Raw genomic sequence first — 18,723 nt, 5'->3', positions numbered from 1 at the left:
TTCTCCCGGCCGGTGTGCGGGCCGGTGTGCCGGGCCGCCGCGATCGTGCTCGTGTCCGTGTTCACGTCTTCGTTCCCCTCCACCGTCAGTACTTCCGCGCCGCGTCGGCCATCGGGCCGCCACGGGGGCCGTACGGGGCGTGCTCCAGCCACGCACCGCACCGGGGGACCACCGGGGCCAGCGTGGCCGCCGCGCGCTGGGTCACCCGACCCCAGCGGCGGGGCCGCATATGGTCCAGGGCCGCCCCCGCGGCCACGCTGTTGAACAGCGCGGCACGACGGCGGGTGGAAGCGAACTCGCCGATGGCCACGGGTGCCCGCGAAGGGTCGGAGCATGCCACCGATATGGCGTCGGCCGCCGCGACCGCGTCCGCGATCCCGCTGTTCATGCCGCGGGCCCCGAACGGCGGGAACAGATGCGCCGCCTCGCCCGCCAGCAGCACCCGGCCCGCCGGATCGGTGAACGACGCGGCCACCTTGCGCAGGAAGTGGTACCGGGACACCCACAGCACATGGTGCGCGCAGTCCGCGCCCACCAGCCGGGGCAGCCAGCGGCGCACCGCCTGCTCGGTGTCGTACGTACCCGGCGGGTCGTCCGCCCGGCACTGCAGGTCGATCTGGAAGCCGCCGGTGAACGGCACCCGCAGCACCGTGCGGCCACCGGCGGCGGGGTGCTCGTAGTGGAAGACCCGCTCGGCCGACAACTCCCCGCCCGCCGGATCCGCCACGTCCACCACCACGTGGTAGCCGTCGGAACGGGTGCCCTCCAGCGGGATGTCCAGCGCCCGGCGCACGCCGGAGCGGGCCCCGTCGGCGGCGATCGCGTGGGCCGCCGTCCAGCTGTCGCCGTCCTCGGCCGTCACCGTCACCTCGGTGCCGGTGGCCTCGACCCCGGTCACCTCGGCGTCGAAGCGGAAGTCCACGCCCGCTTCCAGGCAGGCCTCGTACAGGAACCGCTCGGTGTCCACTTGGCGCAGGCTCGCGAAGGCGGGCAGCCTGCCCTCGCCGCCGCTGTCCGTGGTCTCCGCGGCCTCCGGATAGGTCCGGGCGAACACCTGACGGCCGCGGTAGAGGGTGCGCCGGGTCCGCCAGGTCGTGCCGTACGACGCGATGCGCCGCCCGAGCCCGGGGTGGGCGCCCTCCAGCAGTTTCAGCGACTGCCGGTGCACGAACAGCGCCCGGCTCCCGGGCCGCACCCGGTCCTTCGCCCCCGACTCCAGCACGGTGACCGGCAGTCCTCGGGCCCGCAGCGCGAGCGCCGCCGTCATCCCGACCGGCCCGGCGCCCACCACCAGGACCGGCCGCTCGGCCGCCGCCGGGTCAGCCATGGGCCTGGACGGTGGACAGCGTGGGCAGTCCGCCCTCGGCCAGCAGCCGGCTGATCTCCAGCCGCTTGATCTTCCAGGTGCCGGTGCGCGGCAGGTCCTCGAAGCGGCACTGCACCGGATCGGCCAGTGGCGGCAGGCCCGAGGTGGCCGTCCGCCAGCGGCCCGCGTCCAGCGGCTGGTCGCCACGGGTGCACACCACCGGCACCGGCTCCAGACTGGGACCGTGGACGATGATCACCTCGCGGAGTTCGGCGACCCGGGACAGCAGCTCGTCCTCGACCTCCAGATTGGACTCGACCGTGGCGTGCTGGTCGACCTCGCGGTCGAGCAGGTACAGCGCGCCCCAGCGGTCGCGGTAGCCCATGTCGCCCATCCGCCACCAGCCACGGTCCACCTGCTGGGCGTACTGGTCGGGGGCGCCGAGATAGGTGAGGATGCGGCCACGGGTACGGGCCTCGATGGCACCCGGCTTGCCCGGTGGACACGTCCGGCCCTTCTCGTCCACCACCCGGATCCGGGTGAACCCGGGGATGCCGGTGCCCACCCGCCGCCCCTGCACCCGGTCCGCGCCGCGCCGGGTGTACCAGCCGAAGGCGATCGGCCCGGTCTCGCTCTGCCCGTACAGCTGCACCAGCCGGGGGTCGCGGCGGCGGGACGCGCCGAGCAGCCGCTGCACGGTGCGCGGATGGATGGCGTCGAAGGTGGAGCCGTACGCCCGTACGTTGGCCAGCGGCATGCCGGGCGCGGTGGTCAGGTCCTCCCACAGCACGAAGGTGTTGGGGTGGGTCTCCACGATGCCGGGCCGGTACTTGGCCAGCAGCGGGCCCGCGTGCGCCGGGTCGGGGTCGAGGAGCAGCAGCAGCGGGCTGCCGAAGTGCAGCAGCACGCCCAGCAGATGGTAGAAGCGGGAGTGTACGAACGACATGTGCAGCGCGGCGGACTCGCCACGGGTGGCCCGCCCCAGCGCCTGCTGCGGTACGAGCCGGTTCCACATGGTGTGCGCGCAGTGCACCGCCAGCTTGGGGATGCCGGTGGTGCCCGAGCTGTGGGTGATCAGCGAGGGCTCGCGGGGGTGCAGCCGGATGGGCGCGCGGCGCGGCACCCCGGCGAACTTGGCGAGCGGGATCGTGTTCACCTTGCCGGGCGCCTCGTCCACCGTGAGCACGCCACGGGCGAGCCCGGTGTCCAGCCCGCTCAGGGTGGATTCCAGCGCGGCCCGGTCGGTGAGCAGCCAGGGCGCGTGCAGCCGGTCGAGCAGCACCGCGACCACCCCGCCGTCCAGCGAGGGCGACAGCAGCGCGGGCACCGCGCCGATCCGGGAGACGGCGCAGGCCAGCAGCACGATGTCGACGTTGTCGCTCTTGTGGATCGCCACATGCTCGCTCGGCCGCACCCCCGCCGACCACAGCCGGGCGGCCAGATCGTCGACCAGATCCGCCAGATCGGTGTACCCGAGGTCCGTACCGGCGTCAGGGGCGACGTCCAGCGGGCGGTCGAGCGTCACCCGGACCCGGCCGTGGCGGGCCGCGGCCTCCTGGAACATCAGCCCGAGGTAGAACCCGCGCTCGGGGAGTAGCCGCTCCAACATATCCAGTACCTACCGTTCGGAATCGTTCACGAGGGGGCGCGCGGGGGCGGGGTGCCGGGGGCGGCCGGAATGGTGCCCGGCGGCGGTCACCAGGCGCCGGTCCGTACGACGTGGCGCCGCAGCTTGCCGGTCTGCGTCCGGGGCAGGGACGTGACCACCCGCACCGTGCGCGGCGCCTTGAACGCGGCGAGGCGCTTGCGGGCCAGCGCGATCAGATCGGCCGACAGGCGCTGCTCGTCCACGGTCCGGCCACCGGCCACCGGCGCGGTCGGCACCACGAAGGCGTGCAGCCGGGTCGCGCCCCGGCTGTCGGGGACGGCGGCCACCGCAACCTCCCGCACGGCCGGGTGGTGCCGCAGCACCTCCTCGACCTCCAGCGGGGACACGGTGATCCCGCCGACCATCTCCAGGTCGTCGACCCGGCCCAGGTGCTGGTACGTGCCGTCCGGATTGCGCCGGGCCCGGTCCCGGGTGGCGAGCCAGCCGTCGTCGGCCGGGCGTACGGAGGCCACCGTCGGCCCGCGCACCCACAGCTCGCCCTCGACGGCCTCGCCGTCGGTGGCCGCCACCACGGCGCCCTTGCCGTCCCGCAGCTCCAGTTCGAAGCGCGGCACCGGGCGGCCGAGCGTGCCGGGGGCGTTCTCCCAGACGGTGTTCGCGCAGAAGGCGTGGCCCGCCTCGGTGGAGCCGATCTGCTCCAGGACCGGGGCGCCCAGCATCTCGGCGACCCGCTCGCCAAGACCGCGCGGCATGGTCTCGCCCGCGCTGACCGCCGCGCGCACCGAGGCGAAGCACGGCGTGTGGCCGGTGCCGCGCTCGTCCACCAGGGCGGCGTACGCGGACGGCACCGAATACAGGAGGGTCACCCGGTGCCGGGCCACCAGGTCGTCGGTGAGGCCGGGTCCTGGGCGCTGCGCGCTCAGCACCGCGGACGAGCCCGAGAACAGCGGGAAGACGAAGGCGTTCCCGAACCCGTAGGCGTAGAACAGCTTGGACACCGAGAACGTCACGTCGTCCGGGCCGATGTCCAGCACCTCCCGCCCCACCAGGTCGTAGTACGCGGCCACATGGCCATGGGTGTGGGTCACCGCCTTCGGGCGGCCGGTGGTGCCCGAGGTGTACTGGATGTACAGCGGGGCGTCGGCCGTCACCGGCTCGGCGTCCCGCGCCGCGGCCACGGCGTCGATGCCGTCCGAGCAGGTGAGCGCCGACAGCTGGTCCGCGCCGAGCCAGCGCGCCGCGTCGAAGTGGTCCTGGAGATCGGGCCCCGAGACACACAGCGCGGCCCCCGAGTCCTCGGCCATGAAGCGGTGGTCGTCGGCGGTGAGCCCGGGGTTGACCAGCACCGCCGTCGCTCCCAGCCGGGCGACGGCCAGGAACGTGGCCACCCACATGACGCTGTCGGGCAGCGCTATCAGCACCCGGTCCCCGGCGCCCACGCCGCGCCCGGCCAGCACGGTGGCGGCGCGGGCGGCGCGGTCGTGGACCTCGCCGTGGGTCCAGATCCGGTGCGCCTCCAGGAAGGCGGGCCGGTCCGACCAGCCGCACCGGTCGGCGAGCGCGGCCAGATGCGCGGCCACGTTGGCGGACACCGACGGGACGAAGACCGAGGGGCCGGATAACACGAGCCCGGAGTGGCCGAGGACCGGCTCGACGAGGGCGGACTCCGAGAGATCGGAGAGACCGGAGAGATCCGAGAGAGCGGTCACCGTTCCAGCTCCTTCGCGGGTGCGTCCGGCAGCGACGGGGCCGCCGCTACCAGCAGGTCGTCCAGCTCACCGGCGGGCCGCTGTTCCGAGGCGTCGTAGGCGCGCATCGTCGCCGCGGTCTTGAGCAGCATCTCCTCGTACTCCTCGGCCGGATCGGAGTCGAGGATGATGGCGCCGCCCGCGCCGATGTGCATCCGGCCGCCGGTGAACACCGCGGTGCGGATGACGATGCTGAGATCGGCGGCGCCGTTGGTGCTGAGGAAGCCGAGGGCGCCCGAGTACACGCCGCGGGCCTCGGACTCCAGCGCGTCGATGATCTCCATGGTGCGCAGCTTGGGGGCGCCGGTCATGGAGCCGCCCGGGAAGCAGGCGCGTACGCAGTCGACGGTGCTGGTGTCCTGGCGCAGCCGGCCGCGCACGGTGGACACCAGCTGGTGCACGGTGGCGTACGACTCGGTGTTCATCAGCCGGGGGACGTACACACTGCCCGGCTTGCACACCCGCCCCAGGTCGTTGCGGAGCAGGTCGACGATCATCAGGTTCTCGGCCCGGGGCTTGGCGCTGGTGGCGAGGGCGGCCAGCGCGCGGGCGTCCTTGTCGGCGTCCCCGGAGCGCGGCGCCGTGCCCTTGATCGGCTTGGCCTCGGCGATGCCGTCGGGGGTGACGCGCAGGAAGCGCTCGGGGGAGGCGCACGCCACGTCGGCGTCGCCGAACCGCAGATAGGCGGCGTACGGGGCCGGGTTGAAGCGGCGCAGCGTCCGGTAGAAGGTGTACGAGTCGCTCGGGGCGGGCAGCCACGCGGAGTTGGTGAGGCAGACCTCGTAGCTCACGCCGGACCGCAGCTCGCGCAGGCTCGCCTCGATCGAGGCCAGGTACTTCTCCCGGTCCCGGACCAGCCAGGGTTCGACGGCGGCGGTGGTGGTGAGCGGCGGCGGCGCGGGCAGCGGCTCGTTCCGCGCGGGCACCCCGGTGAGCACGGTCACGGTCGCGTCCAGCCATTCCTTGGCGTCGCGGTGGCCGTCGGGGGTGTCCTCGCTGAGGCAGCAGACGTAGGTGACGCCCTCCTGGTGGTCGACCGCGACGAAGCGGTCGGCGAAGAGCCAGCAGGCGTCCGGGGTGGCGGCCTTGTGGCGGCCGGGGGCGCCGCAGTCGGCCTTCATCTCGTAGCCGAGGTAGCCCACGTAGCCGCCGGTGAAGTCGAAGGGCAGGTCCGGGGCGTGGACCTTCCTGGCGGCCAGCTCCCGCTTGAGGTAGTCGAAGACGCTGCCCTTGTACGTGGTGGCGGGCTTCCCGGGCCGCTCGATCTCGCACACCCGGGTGGCGGTGTCGTACGCCACGAACTCGGCCAGCGGCCCCTGTCCGTCGCCGAGGAAGGAGAAGCGCGCCTCGCCGGACTGGGTCCGCGAGCTGTCCAGCCAGAAGGCGCGCGGCGCGTCCGCGTACAGCCGGGTGAAGGCCGCCTCGGTGTCGGTGGCGTCGGCCAGCCAGCGGGCGTGCAGCCGGTAGGAGCGGGGCTCCGCGGTGGCGGTGGCCGGGGCGGTCGCCACCAGCGGCTTCCTGGGGCGCGGGGCGCGGGGCTTGCGGGGCTGGCCGGGGGTCGCGGTGGACGTCACGGACTCGCCGTTGGCGTGCTCGATGGTCAGATCGCGGAGGTTGCTGAACATCCGGTGGCCGTATCCGGTGAGCACCGACTCCGGGTGGAACTGCACGCCCCACAGCGGGCGGGCCCGGTGGCGCAGCGCCATCAGGACGCCGTCCTCGGACCAGGCGATGCCCTGGAGGCCCAGCGGCATCGGCTCGGCCACGCACAGCGAGTGGTAGCGGACGGCGGTGAAGTCCTGGGGGATACCGCGGAAGATGCCCTTCCCGCCGTGCTTGATCCGGGAGAGATGGCCGTGCCGCGGCTCGGGGGCGGGTACCACCCGCGCCTGGGCGCCGAGCGCGATGCCCTGGTGGCCCAGGCACACGCCCAGCACCGGGATCGTGGCGCGCTCGATCAGCCGGGCGGCGCCGGAGAAGTCGCGGGCGTCGGCCGGATGTCCGGGGCCGGGGGAGACCACGATGTTGTCGAACTCGGAGAGGTCGACGCGCGCCATTTCGGGCGCGTCGTTGAGAAGCACCTCCGGTTCCTCACCGTTGACCTCGGTGAGCAGATGGAAGAGGTTGTACGTGTACGAGTCGTAATTATCGACGAGGAGCGTCCTCAGCGATTCCATCCGGATTTGCCTCCTTGCTTCGGGCCGTCCACGACCATGCGCCTGTGACGTCCTCGGATCGACTGAAGCGGCGGGTAGAGCCACTTCTTGAGGAGCCGCTGCAGGCGCGGCATGACGAGCCAGGTCACCATCGCGGTCACGCCAAGACACAGAGCCAGGGTCCGCAGCAGGAAATTGGTGCCCTCGAGGAACGGGATCACCAGCACGTTGAAGATGAGGACCGGGGGGAACACGGCGCTCAGGTTCACCAGCCAGAGTTTCCATTTGGGGGGCGGCGGCAACGGCCGCACCGGACCCTTCAACCAGTTCTGCAGTCCTGAAGTGCGCTGAGTTCCCTTTTCTTGTACGAAGGGCCCGGCCCGAGTCGCCAACCGGGCGCGCTCGAGCGAGGTTTCCCATGCCTGTGCGGATACTTCCCTGTCGAATCGGTAGATGACGTGCCACTCCGAGGACGCCTGACCGGAGCCCATGACGCCACCTCCCAGGTATCCCGGAAGACTTGCCGCGGCATTGAGCATCTCAATCGCCCAGCCATAGAACTCGGTTTCGCGGCCGGGGTCCACCCGGTATGCGGCCGTCACCGTGACCGGTTCCGTGTCCACTCCAGCCGCAACTCCTTCCCGCACCCTGCACGCTCGCCTTCTCAACCCATGCTGACCTGCAAGGACTTCATACTCCCCACCAGGTCTTCCCGGCGAGTTGACAGGAAGTGTTCCACATCGGGAGATCCGCAACAGTCGAATGCTCAACAACGTACATAAAAACTGAATGAGAAGGCCGTGACCTGCGCGTTATCTACGGTTACAGGGGCTCGGAGGAGGCCGCGAAAAAGATTTTTGGAGACGCGTTGAACATGACGAAGCGCCGGGCCGTATGGAACGTAATGCGGCCCGGCGCTCAAAGTCGCCGTCGGGTCTGTTTCGGGCTGGGTAAGCTCTCCGGGGTAAGCCCGCCGGGGTCAGCCGAGAACCTTCTCCAGCGACGCGAGTGCCGCCTCCAGTTCCTCCCGGGTGATGGTCAGCGGCGGCGCCAGCCGGATCGTCGAACCGTGGGTGTCCTTGACCAGGACGCCCTCGCGCAGCAGCCGCTCGCCGATCTCGCGCCCGGTGCCCAGCGCCGGGTCCACATCGACCCCGGCCCACAGGCCCCGGCAGCGGTGGCCCGCCACGCCCTTGCCGTGCAGCGCGCTCAGCCCGGCGTCCAGCACCTCGCCCAACTCGGCGGCGCGGCGCTGGAATTCCCCGGTGCTCAGGAGGTCGACCACGGCCGAGCCGACGGCGGCGGCCAGCGGATTGCCGCCGAAGGTGGAGCCGTGCTCGCCGGGGCGCAGCACGCCCATCACCGCGCGGTCGGCGACCACGGCGGAGACCGGCACGATGCCGCCGCCCAGCGCCTTGCCGAGGAGCAGCACATCCGGCCGCACCGCCTCGTGGTCGACGGCGAGGGTGGTGCCGGTGCGGCCGAGGCCGGACTGGATCTCGTCGGCGATGAACAGCGCCCCGGCCCGCCGGGTGAGTTCGCGCACCCCGCGCAGATAGCCGTCGTCCGGGATCAGCACGCCCGCCTCGCCCTGGATGGGCTCGATCAGCACGGCCGCCGTGGTCTCGTCGACCGCCGCCTCCAGCGCGGCGAGGTCGTTGTACGGGACGACGCGGAAGCCCGGCGCGAACGGGCCGAACCCCGTACGGGCCACCGGGTCGCTGGAGAACCCCACGATCGTCGTGGTGCGGCCGTGGAAGTTGCCGTCGGCCACCACGATCGTCGCCCGGTCCGGGGCGACGCCCTTGACCTCGTACGCCCATTTGCGGGCCAGCTTGATGCCGCTCTCCACCGCCTCCGCGCCGGTGTTCATCGGCAGCACCGTCTCCATGCCGGTGAGCTGGGCCAGCCCCTCGGCGAACCCGGCGAGCCGATCGTTGTGGAAGGCGCGGGAGGTGAGGGTGAGCTGGTCGAGCTGGCGGTGGGCGGCCTCGATGAGCGCCGGGTGGCGGTGGCCGAAGTTGAGCGCCGAGTACCCGGCCAGCATGTCGAGGTAGCGGCGCCCCTCGACGTCCCACACCCAGACGCCCTCGGCGCGGGAGGCGACCACGGGCAGCGGGTGGTAGTTGTGGGCGAGCGAGGACTCCTCGGCGTGGATCAGCTCGTCCGAGGAGCGCGCGGGGCGGGAGCCGGTGGCGGGGGCGCCGGTGGCCGGGGCGGCGGACGCGGGTGCGGTGCGGGCGGGTGCGGTCATCAGCGGATCTCCTGAGTGCAGCACTTGATGCCCCCGCCGGCCTTGTGCAGCTCCGACAGGTCGACGGGGACGGGGACGTAACCGCGGTCGGTGAGCTGGGCTATGAGGCCGGTCGCGCGCGGGGCGACGAACACATGACGGCCGTCGGAGACGGAGTTGAGCCCGAAGGCCATGGCGTCGTCCCGTGTGGCGATCAGCGCCTCCGGGAAGAGGCGCTCCAGGACTTCACGGCTCCCGGGGGAGAACGCCCCCGGGTAGTAGGCGATGTTCTCGTCGTCGAGCGTGAACAGGGCGGTGTCCAGGTGGTAGAAGTACGGGTCCACCAGGAGCAGGCTGATCACCGGCACCCCGAAGAACTCCTGGACCTCCTGGTGGGCGGCGCGCGTCGTACGGAACCCGGTGCCCGCCAGGATGAACCGGCCCGCGGGCACGAGGTCGCCCTCGCCCTCGCTCACCGCCTCCGGCTGGTGCACCTCGAATCCGGCCGCCTTGAACCAGGACGTGTAGGCGAGCTGCTCCGGCCGCCGCTGGGGGGCGTGGAACCGCGAGCCGAAGACCCGGCCCGCCAGGACCAGGGCCGAGTTCGCCGCGAACACCATGTCCGGCAGGCCGGGGACCGCCTCGGCGGCCTCCACCCGGTGGCCGTGGTCGCGGTAGGCGCGGATCAGCGTCTCCCACTGGGTCTGGGCGAGCGCGGTGTCGACCACGGTGTCCTCGCGCATCCAGGGATTGATGGCATACCGGACATCGAAATATCCGGGGGGACAGGTCAGATAGCGCCGGGGGCGCGGCACACGGGTCTGGGGCACGGAGCAGTCCTCTCGCTTCCGCGGGCGACCGGGGGAATGGTTCAACGGTAGAAAGCGGACGAGAGGGGACACAAGAAAGGAAAATTGCGCGATGACGCAGTGATGTTGCGTCTCCGGCCGGTTCAGCGACCGTTCATTGCGTCCATGGCCTCGGGCGGGCCGGCGGGGCTGGCGCCCGCCTCGGCGCTGCCCGCGATCAGATGCGACAGCACCATGTAGCTGATGGTCTTCCGGATGAAGGGCTCGGTCCGGATGCGCTCCAGCACCTCCTCGAAATGCTCCACGTCCCTGGCCATGACATGCAGCAGGGCGTCGGCGCCGCCGGTCACCGTCATGGCCGCGGTGATCTCCGGGTAGCTGCGCACCACCTCCGCCAGCCGCCGGGGCGGGGCCGCGCTGTCGCAGTACACCTCCACGTACGCCTCGGTCCGCCAGCCCAGGGCGGCCGGCCGCACGGTCGTGGTGAAGCCGGTGATCACGTCGTTCTCCCGCATCCGGTCGACCCGCCGCTTGACCGCGGACGCCGACAGCCCGATCGCGTCGCCGATCTCCGTGAAGCTCGCCCGGGCATGCGCGACCAGAGCCGCGACGATCTTGCGGTCCAGGTCGTCGAAGGGTGCGGACTGGTTCGCCATGAGGGGTCCTTTCGGCGACCGGTGATGAACAGTCGGAATGACGTACCGATGAGATGCCCGCAAACCTCGGTGTTTTCCCTTGGTTTCCCGGGTTTTCGGTAAGTTTCTGCAAGAGGGGGCGTGTACGGGAACACGGGGCCCGATAGCGGATCCGTGGTGTGCCCTGGGCGCCGGGCGTACGAATCCGGGCACCGTACCTTCCGTATCCGCCTCGGTGATGCGGCACAACCTTTCGGCGGTCCTTACCGCGGCGTAACGTCTTCTAATCCCTCACTCGTTTCCAACTGGTGATCAGGTGGTCGTCATGACAACTATTATCAGCTTCAGGAGAGCCCGGTGAAAAGACCCCGGGACGCCGTGGTCACCGGTCTGGGTTTCTGCCTGCCGGGCGACGCCGAGCCCGTATTCACCGCGGGGCAGGTATGGGATATGGCCTCCCATGGCCGCTCCGCCCTCGTCCAGCGGGACATCGCCTACGGTGCGGTGAACCTCACCCCAGAACATTTCGGAGAACGGCTCCCCGAAATCCCCGAGTTCTTCGCCCGCCACTACACCGACGCCCACCGGTTCGGCCTGGTGTCCCTGGTGGAGGCCTGCGCCGACGCCGAACTCGACCTCCACGCGGGCGATTTGAGCGAGGCGGCGCTCCTCGTCGGACGCGGCGGAGTGGACGCCAACGTCGGCGTCTATCTCTCGCTGCTGAACACCCAGTCCGACGAGGCCACCGCGCTGGACGGCGTGGAGATGTTCGTCGCGGCCGCGCTCGGCGCGACCCCGTCCGACGTCGCGGTCGTCCAGGCCGCGGCGGCCCGCTCCACCGGCCCCTGCTTCACGGTGACCTGCGGCTGCTCGTCCGCCGCCGTGCAGATCGGCAACGCTCGCCGGATGATCGCCTCCGGCGAGGTCGAGATGGCCGCCGTGACCGGGGTCGACGTCTTCGACATCGGCCTGATCCAGCACGGCCAGCGGCTCCAAGTGGGCGCGCAGCGCGCCCACGAGGCGATGGACGCCGCCGCGATGCCGGACCTGCTCGCCTCGTTCGACTCCCTCATGCGCCCCTACGACCGGCGGGCCGAGTGCATCAACCACGGCGAGGGCTCCGCCACCGTGATCCTGGAGAGCCGGGAACACGCCCTGCGCCGCGGCGCGCACCTCTACGGCCAGGTGCTCGCCACCGCCATGACCCGCGACGGCCTCGACAACCCCCTCGCCACCGACGCGGGCGGCGCACAGCTCGTCCGGGCCGTCCGCGCCTGCCTCGGGGACCGGTGGCGGATCGAGCAGATCCCGTACGTCAACGGCGCCTGCGACGGCGGCGCGGCCGTCACCGCCCTGGAGGTCAACACCATCCGGGAGCTGTACGGGCCGGACAGCTCCGTCCTGATGACCACCCAGGAGGCCTGCTTCGGCCACCACGGGTCACCCATCGGCTGCGTCGGCGCCGCCCTGACCCTGATGATGATGGAACAGGGCGCGGTGTGCCCCACCGCCAACTGCGAGGAACCCGCCGACGGGCTGCCCTTCGACCCGGTCCCCGGCACCCGCACCCGCCCCCTCGACTTCGACTACGCGCTGAGCTTCAACTACCAGATCGGCGGCGTGAAGCACGCCATGCTGCTGGGCAGCCCGGACGCCCTCTAAGTCCGTTGAACCACCCCCGGCCTCCACCCCTCAGGCCGAACACCCCCTCGGAGACCCCGATGCGTCACAACACCCCTGCCTCCGCCCGCCCGCCCACCCGCATAGCCATCGTCGGCATGGGCTGCCGCCTCCCCGGAGACGTCGACTCGCCCGCCGCCCTGTGGCAGCTGCTCGCCGAAGGGCGGGACGCGGTCGCCGCGCCCCCCGCCGAGCGCACCGCCCTGTGGGGAACACCGCCCCCCACCGGCCCGGCGGACGGCTCCGGCCTGCCCGCCGTCGGCGGCTATCTGCGCGAAGTGTCCGGCTTCGACGCCGACTTCTTCGGCGTCTCCGGCCGCGAGGCCGACGTCCTCGACCCCCAGCACCGGCTGCTCCTCGAAGTGGCCTGGGAGGCCCTGGAACACGCCGGAGCACCCCCGGACCGGCTCGCGGGCACCTCCACCGGCGTCTTCACCGGCCTCAGCTACAACGACTACGCGGACCGCCTCGACCGGCACACCCAGGAACAGCAGGGCTCCGCCCTGTCCAACGCGCACTGCGTCGCCGCGGGCCGGATCTCCTACCTCCTCGGCCTCCGGGGACCCTGCCTGGCCCTGGACACCGCCTGCTCCTCCTCCCTGGTCGCCGTGCACCTCGCGGCCCAGGCGCTGCGCACCGGCGAATGCGACCTCGCCCTCGCCGGTGGCGTCACCCTGATGTTCGAACCCAGAGTCACCCGCTCCTTCGACCGGATGGGCATGCTCTCCCACACCGGCCACTGCCACGCCTTCGACGCCGCCGCCGACGGCTTCGTACGCGGCGAGGGCTGCGGCATCGTCGTCCTCAAGCGCCTCCCCGACGCCATCCGCGACCAGGACCGTGTCCTCGCCGTGCTGCGCGGCTCCGCCGTCAACCAGGACGGCCACTCCGACGGGCTCGCCGCGCCCTCGCCCACCGCCCAGCGCGCCCTGTACGAGGAGGCGCTCGCCCGCGCCGGAATCGACGCCGCCGACGTCGGCATGATCGAAACCCATGGCACCGGCACCCCGGTCGGTGACCCCGTCGAATTCGGCAGCCTCGCCGAGGTGTACGGCACCGGCCGGGACCGCTGCGCCCTGGCGTCCGTCAAAACCAACCTCGGCCACCTCGAACCCGCCGCCGGGGTCACCGGCCTCATCAAGGCCGTCCTCTGCCTGAACCAGGGCCTCATCCCGCCCAATCTGCACTTCACCCGCTGGAACCCGGCCATCGCAGCCGACGCCACCCGCTTCTTCGTCCCCCGGGAACTCACCCCCTGGCCCGTGCGCACCGGCCCCCGCGTCGCGGCCGTCTCCTCCTTCGGGTTCTCCGGGACCAACGCCCATGTGGTGCTGGAACAGCCGCCCGCCACCCCGGCCCGCCCCCGTGTGCAACGGCCACGGCACACCGGCGTCGCCACCGACCCGCACATCGTCCTCCTCCCGGCCGGGTCACCCGCCGCGCTGCCGGTCGCGGCGCGGCGCATGGCCGACTGGCTGGAGGGTGACGGCGCGGCCGTACCGCTGCGCGACATCGCCCACACCCTCGCCCTGCGCCGGGCCGCCGGCCGCGGCCGCCTCGGCGTCACCGCCACCACCCACGGCGAACTCGCCGAGGCTCTACGGGCGTTCGCCACCGGCCAGGCCCACCCCGCGGTGGTGACCGGCGCCGTGGGAGCGGAAGTGTCCCGGCGGCCGGTGTGGGTGTTCTCCGGACAGGGCTCGCAGTGGCCCGGCATGGGACGCGGCCTGCTGGAGCGCGAACCCGCCTTCGCCGCCGCCCTCGCCGAGGCCGATGAACTCATCGCCGCCGAGACCGGATTCTCGGTGCTCGACATCATCCGCGCGAGCGAGCCGGTGACCGGCTGCGCCCGCGTCCAGCCCGTGCTGTTCGCCCTGCAGACCGCCCTCGCCGCCACCTGGCGCGCCCATGGCGTCGAACCCGCCGGGGTCGTCGGCCACTCCATGGGCGAGGTGGCGGCCGCCGTGGTGGCCGGGGCGCTCTCCCTGGCCGACGGCGTCAAGGTCATCTGCCGCCGCTCCGCGCTGCTCACCCGGGTCGCCGGAAACGGCGCCATGGCCACCGTGGGCCTGTCCGCCGACGAGGTGCAGGCCGAACTCGACCGGGCCGCCTCCGGAGCCGTCACCGTCGCCGTGATGGCCGCGCCCGGCTCCACCGTCGTGGCCGGTGACACCGCGCGCGTGGAACGGCTCGTCGCCGACTGGGAGGCCCGGGGCGTCCCCGCCGCCTTGGTGGCCGTCGACGTCGCCTCGCACTCCCCGCAGGTCGACCCGCTGCTCCCCGAATTGCACACCGTCCTCGCCGATCTGACGCCTCGTCGGCCGGACATCCCCTTCTACACCACCGTCCTCGACGACCCACACGACCTGCCCGCCTTCGACGCCGACTACTGGTGCGCCAACCTCCGCCGCCCGGTCCGCTTCTCCACCGCGCTCGCCGCCGCCGCGGCCGACCGCCACCTGGTGTACGTGGAGGTCTCCCCGCACCCCGTGGTCACCCACCCCGTCACCCGCACCCTCGCCGGACTGACCCGGGACCCGGTCGTCCTGCCCACCCTGCGCCGCGGCGAGGACGAGACCACCACCTTCCGCACCCAGCTCGCCGCCCTCCACTGCGCGGGCGTCCCCGTCGACTGGGCACACCTGTACGGGGACGGCGACCTCGCCGACGTCCCCGCCATCACCTTCGACCGCACCCCCCACTGGGCCACCCCCGCGCTCCCCGCCGACACCACCGCTCGGCCCGCCACCGAACTGCCCGGCAGCCACACCGAAGTGCCCGGCGAATCCCTCCGCCACTCCTGGCGCGCCAGCACCGGCACCGCCACCCTGCCCTGGCTGGACGACCACCGGGTGCACGGCACCCCCGTGCTGCCCGGCGCCGCCTACTACGCGCTCGCCCTCACCACCGCCTGCCAGGTCTTCGACGCAGCCCCCACCGAGGTCGAGGTCACCGATCTGCGCTTCCACGAACTCCTGACCATCGCCGAACACACCGACCTCAGCACCACCGTGACCGTGGCCGCCGCCGACCGCGCCACCTGCGAGATCTTCGGCCGAGGCGAGGACGGCACCTGGATCCGGCAGGCCGGTGCGGTCCTGCGCCGCCTCGCAGCGCCCCCGAAGCCCCGCCCCGCCTCCGTACGCACCCTGGCCCTGCGCCACCCCGTCCCCATCGAACCGGCCGCCCTGTACGGCAACCTGCGGGAGCGGGGCATCGAACACGGCCCGGCGTTCAACGGGATCACCGAGGTGCACACCTCCCGCCACGGCAACAGCTTCTGGGCCCGGGTACGGATCCCCGACGCCGCCCGCAGCCCCGGACACGCATTGCGCATCCACCCCGTCCTGGTCGACCTGTGCGCCCAGCTCCTGGTCGCCGGGCTCCTGAAGGACGCCGACCAGGGTCTTGTCCTGCCCGTCGGGATCCAGACCGCCCGCGTCCTCGGCGACCCCGCCACCGCCGTCTACTGCCACGCCCGGCTGACCGCCGAGTCCACCGCCGGGGTCCTCGTCGGCCACATCCGGCTGCTCGACGGGGAAGGCCGCCCGATCCTCGCCATCGACGGCCTGCGCATCGCCCGCCGCGCCGTCCAGCCGACCACCGAGGTCGACCAGTGGTTCCTGGAGGTCGGCTGGAAACGCGCCACGCTGCCCGCCCCGGACGGCGACCGCGCGCCCGGCCACTGGCTCGTCGTCGGCGAGGGAGACGGCTCCGCCCACACCACGGCCGACGCGCTGCGCGCCGCCGGAGCCACCGCCCGGGTCTGGGACCCGCCTCTGGACGACGCACGGCTCGACGCCCTCCGCGACGATCTGACCGCCCGGCTGACCGGCCCCGGCGCCCTGCCGCGCGGCGTCGTCCTCCTGTGCGGCACCGCGCCACGTACCAGCGATTCCGAGGCCACGGCTGCGGACGACAGCGGCGATGACGCGCTGCGCCGCACCCGGCGGCTGCTCGCCACCGCCCAGGCCCTCGCCGCCGGTCCCACCGTGACCGCCGTCCCCGCCCATCCCGCCGACCCGCCGCGCCTGTACGCCGTCACCCGTGGCGCCCGGGCCGTGGCGCCCGACGACGTGCCCGACCCGGCGCAGAGCGCACTGCGCGGACTGGTGCGGGTGCTCGCGTACGAACACCCCGAACTGCGCGCCACCCTGGTCGACACCGACCCGGCCGCACCCCTCGACCTCGTCCCCGAACTCCTCGCCGACGCCGCCACGGAGGACGAGATCGCCCTCCGTGGCGGCACCCGCCACACCGCCCGGCTCGCCTACGCACCCCTGACCGACACCGAACGCACCACGGCCGCCGCCCGCACCGTACGCTGCGGCACCGACGGCTTCCGGCTGCGGGCCGGACGCCTCGGCGACCTCGGCACCCTGGAACTGACCACCGCCGGGCGGCGCCCGCCCGGCCCCGGCGAGGCCGAACTGCGCGTCCTGGCCGCGGGCATGAACTTCCGCGACGTCCTCACCGCCATGGGCCTGCTCCCCGGCGACGGTGACGTCCGCTACCGGATGGGCTTCGAATGCGCCGGTGAGGTGACCTCGGTCGGCCCCGGCGTCGACCACGTCCGCGTCGGCGACCGGGTCGTGGCGGCCGACGCGCGCGGCGGCGCCTTCGGCTCCTTCACCGTCGTACCCGCCGACTGCACCGCTCCCACACCCGAAGGACTCGACCCGGCCACCGCCGCCGGACTGCCCCTGGCCTTCCTCACCGCCTGGTACGCGCTGCGCCACATCGGCCGGGTCACGGAGGGCGAGCGGGTGCTGATCCACTCGGCCACCGGCGGCACCGGACTGGCCGCCATCGCCGTCGCCCGGCTGCTGGGTGCCGAGGTGCTGGCCACCGCGGGCAGCGAGGACAAGCGCCGCTATCTGCACTCCATGGGCATCACCCACGTCATGGACTCCCGCTCGCTCGACTTCCGCGACGAGGTCATGGCGGCCACCGGCTGCGAGGGCGTCGACGTCGTCCTCAACTCCCTGTCCGGCGCGGCCATCCGGGCCGGTCTTGAGTCGCTGCGCCCCTTCGGCCGCTTCATCGAACTCGGCGTCCGCGACATCCTCTCCGACGCCCCGCTCGGGCTCTCGCCCCTGCGCCACAACATCACCTTCTCCACGGTCGACCTCGTGGAACTCCAGACCTCCCGCCGCGAGGTGTTCGCCGCCGCGCTGCACGAGGTACTCGACCAGTTCGCCGCCGGGCGCCTGAAGCCCCTGCGGTGCACCACCTATCCGCTGGCCGATGTCACCGAGGCGTTCCGGCAGATGGCGGGCGCCCGCCACCTCGGCAAACTGGTGCTGACCCTCCCGCAGCAGGGCGACGTCAGCGCCGTCCTGCCCGACGGGCCCGTCCCGGTGCGCGAGGGCGGCACGTATCTGATCACCGGTGGGCTGCGGGGCCTCGGCCTCGCCACCGCCCGCTGGCTGGCCGGGCAGGGCGCGGGCCACCTCGTGCTCAACGGCCGTACCGCACCCGTGGGCGCCGACGCGCAGACCCTCGGCGAAGTGTCGGCCACCGGCACCAAGGTCACCGTCATCCTCGGCGACATCGGCCGCCCCGGCACCGCCGAGCGGCTGGTGGCCGCCGCCACCGCTGACGGGGCACGGCTCGACGGCGTCGTCCACTGCGCCATGGTCCTCGACGACGCGGCGGTCACCAACATCCGCGAGGACCAGCTGGGCCGGGTGTGGACACCGAAGGTCACCGGGGCGTGGCGGCTGCACCGGGCCACCGCCGGACTGCGGCCCGACTGGTTCGCGGTGTTCTCCTCGATGGCCTCGCTGCTCGGCAACCCCGGGCAGGGCGCCTACGCCGCCGCGAACGCCTGGCTGGACGGCTTCGCCGCCTGGCGCTCTGCCCAGGGCCTGCGCACGCTGGCCGTGAACTGGGGCCCGTGGGGCGAGACCGGTGTCGCCACCGGTTTCGCCGACCGTGGCTACCGGACCATCCCCACCGACGAGGGCCTGCGCGCGCTCGGCACCCTCCTGGCGTACGGGCGGGTGCACACCGGTGTCATCCCCGGCGAACCCGTCAGCTGGATCCCGGCGGCCGGGCGCCACTCGTCCCTGTTCGGCCACCTCGTCCCCGGCGAGGGCCAGGTGGCCGACGCCGGGGAGAACACCGACGACATCCGGGCCCGGCTGACCGCCATCCCGGCCGGATTCGCCCGCCGCGCCGCCCTGGAGGCGTATCTGACCGACCACATCCGGGTCGTCCTGCGGCTGAGCAGCACCACCCTCGATCCGCAGACCCCGCTGAAGTCCCTGGGCTTCGACTCGCTGCTCGCCATGGAGCTGCGGGTACGCCTGGAAACCGGCCTGAACATCAAGCTCGCCGCCAACTTCGTCTGGCAGCACCCCCATGTGGCGGCCCTCGCCATCGGCCTGGCCCAGCACATGGGCCTGGAACTGGACGATCGGCAGGAACGGCTGAGCGCCTAGTGGCCCGACGGCTGCGGGGGGGGGCCGGTGTCCGAGAACCCCCCCCCCCCGACGGCCAACCAACACCCCCGCACACAAAACCCCCCGGCCCCCCCCATAAA

The 18,723-nt window shown here is 72.9% G+C and carries 10 protein-coding genes; 2 read left to right on the top strand and 8 right to left on the bottom strand.

Features of this window, described 5'->3' with window-relative positions:
- Positions 1-85 precede the first annotated feature (85 nt).
- From ACWC5C_RS08580 to ACWC5C_RS08545, 8 genes are all read right to left on the bottom strand, one after another.
- Complete coding sequence (locus tag ACWC5C_RS08580) at positions 86-1,327, bottom strand: FAD-dependent monooxygenase (RefSeq protein ID WP_450874724.1); 1,242 nt, start codon at positions 1,325-1,327, stop codon at positions 86-88.
- Positions 1,320-2,915 carry a class I adenylate-forming enzyme family protein gene (locus ACWC5C_RS08575; RefSeq protein ID WP_450874723.1) on the bottom strand — a complete coding sequence of 532 codons (1,596 nt, stop codon included), beginning with the start codon at positions 2,913-2,915 and terminating at the stop codon, positions 1,320-1,322. The genes ACWC5C_RS08580 and ACWC5C_RS08575 overlap by 8 nt, the downstream gene beginning before the upstream one ends.
- 86 nt (positions 2,916-3,001) lie before the next feature.
- Complete coding sequence (locus ACWC5C_RS08570; protein ID WP_450875131.1) at positions 3,002-4,540, bottom strand: AMP-binding protein; 1,539 nt, start codon at positions 4,538-4,540, stop codon at positions 3,002-3,004.
- 80 nt (positions 4,541-4,620) lie between these two features.
- Entirely contained in the window at positions 4,621-6,840 is a 2,220-nt protein-coding gene (gene pabB / locus ACWC5C_RS08565; RefSeq protein WP_450874722.1) for an aminodeoxychorismate synthase component I, read from the bottom strand.
- Entirely contained in the window at positions 6,828-7,442 is a 615-nt protein-coding gene (locus ACWC5C_RS08560; protein WP_450874721.1) for a hypothetical protein, read from the bottom strand. The genes pabB and ACWC5C_RS08560 overlap by 13 nt, the downstream gene beginning before the upstream one ends.
- A gap of 356 nt (positions 7,443-7,798) precedes the next feature.
- Positions 7,799-9,073 carry an ornithine--oxo-acid transaminase gene (gene rocD / locus ACWC5C_RS08555; RefSeq protein ID WP_450874720.1) on the bottom strand — a complete coding sequence of 425 codons (1,275 nt, stop codon included), beginning with the start codon at positions 9,071-9,073 and terminating at the stop codon, positions 7,799-7,801.
- Entirely contained in the window at positions 9,073-9,882 is an 810-nt protein-coding gene (ddaH, locus tag ACWC5C_RS08550; RefSeq protein ID WP_385448330.1) for a dimethylargininase, read from the bottom strand. Before ddaH ends, rocD begins: the two co-directional genes overlap by 1 nt.
- A 122-nt stretch (positions 9,883-10,004) precedes the next feature.
- Positions 10,005-10,517, bottom strand: coding sequence for an Lrp/AsnC family transcriptional regulator (locus tag ACWC5C_RS08545; RefSeq protein ID WP_385448327.1), 513 nt, complete (start codon positions 10,515-10,517; stop codon positions 10,005-10,007).
- Positions 10,518-10,853: 336 nt separating this feature from the next.
- Between ACWC5C_RS08545 and ACWC5C_RS08540 the strand changes: the two genes are divergently transcribed.
- Together ACWC5C_RS08540 and ACWC5C_RS08535 are read left to right on the top strand one after the other, a co-directional pair.
- Positions 10,854-12,158, top strand: coding sequence for a beta-ketoacyl synthase N-terminal-like domain-containing protein (locus ACWC5C_RS08540; protein ID WP_450874719.1), 1,305 nt, complete (start codon positions 10,854-10,856; stop codon positions 12,156-12,158).
- A gap of 59 nt (positions 12,159-12,217) precedes the next feature.
- The gene (locus ACWC5C_RS08535) at positions 12,218-18,622 is read left to right on the top strand and encodes an SDR family NAD(P)-dependent oxidoreductase (RefSeq protein WP_450874718.1); all 6,405 of its coding nucleotides are present in this window, start codon (positions 12,218-12,220) and stop codon (positions 18,620-18,622) included.
- The last annotated feature ends 101 nt before the right edge of the window (positions 18,623-18,723 follow it).

Source organism: Streptomyces sp. NPDC001700 (assembly GCF_053596435.1).
This window is presented reverse-complemented; position numbering and strand designations above follow the sequence as displayed.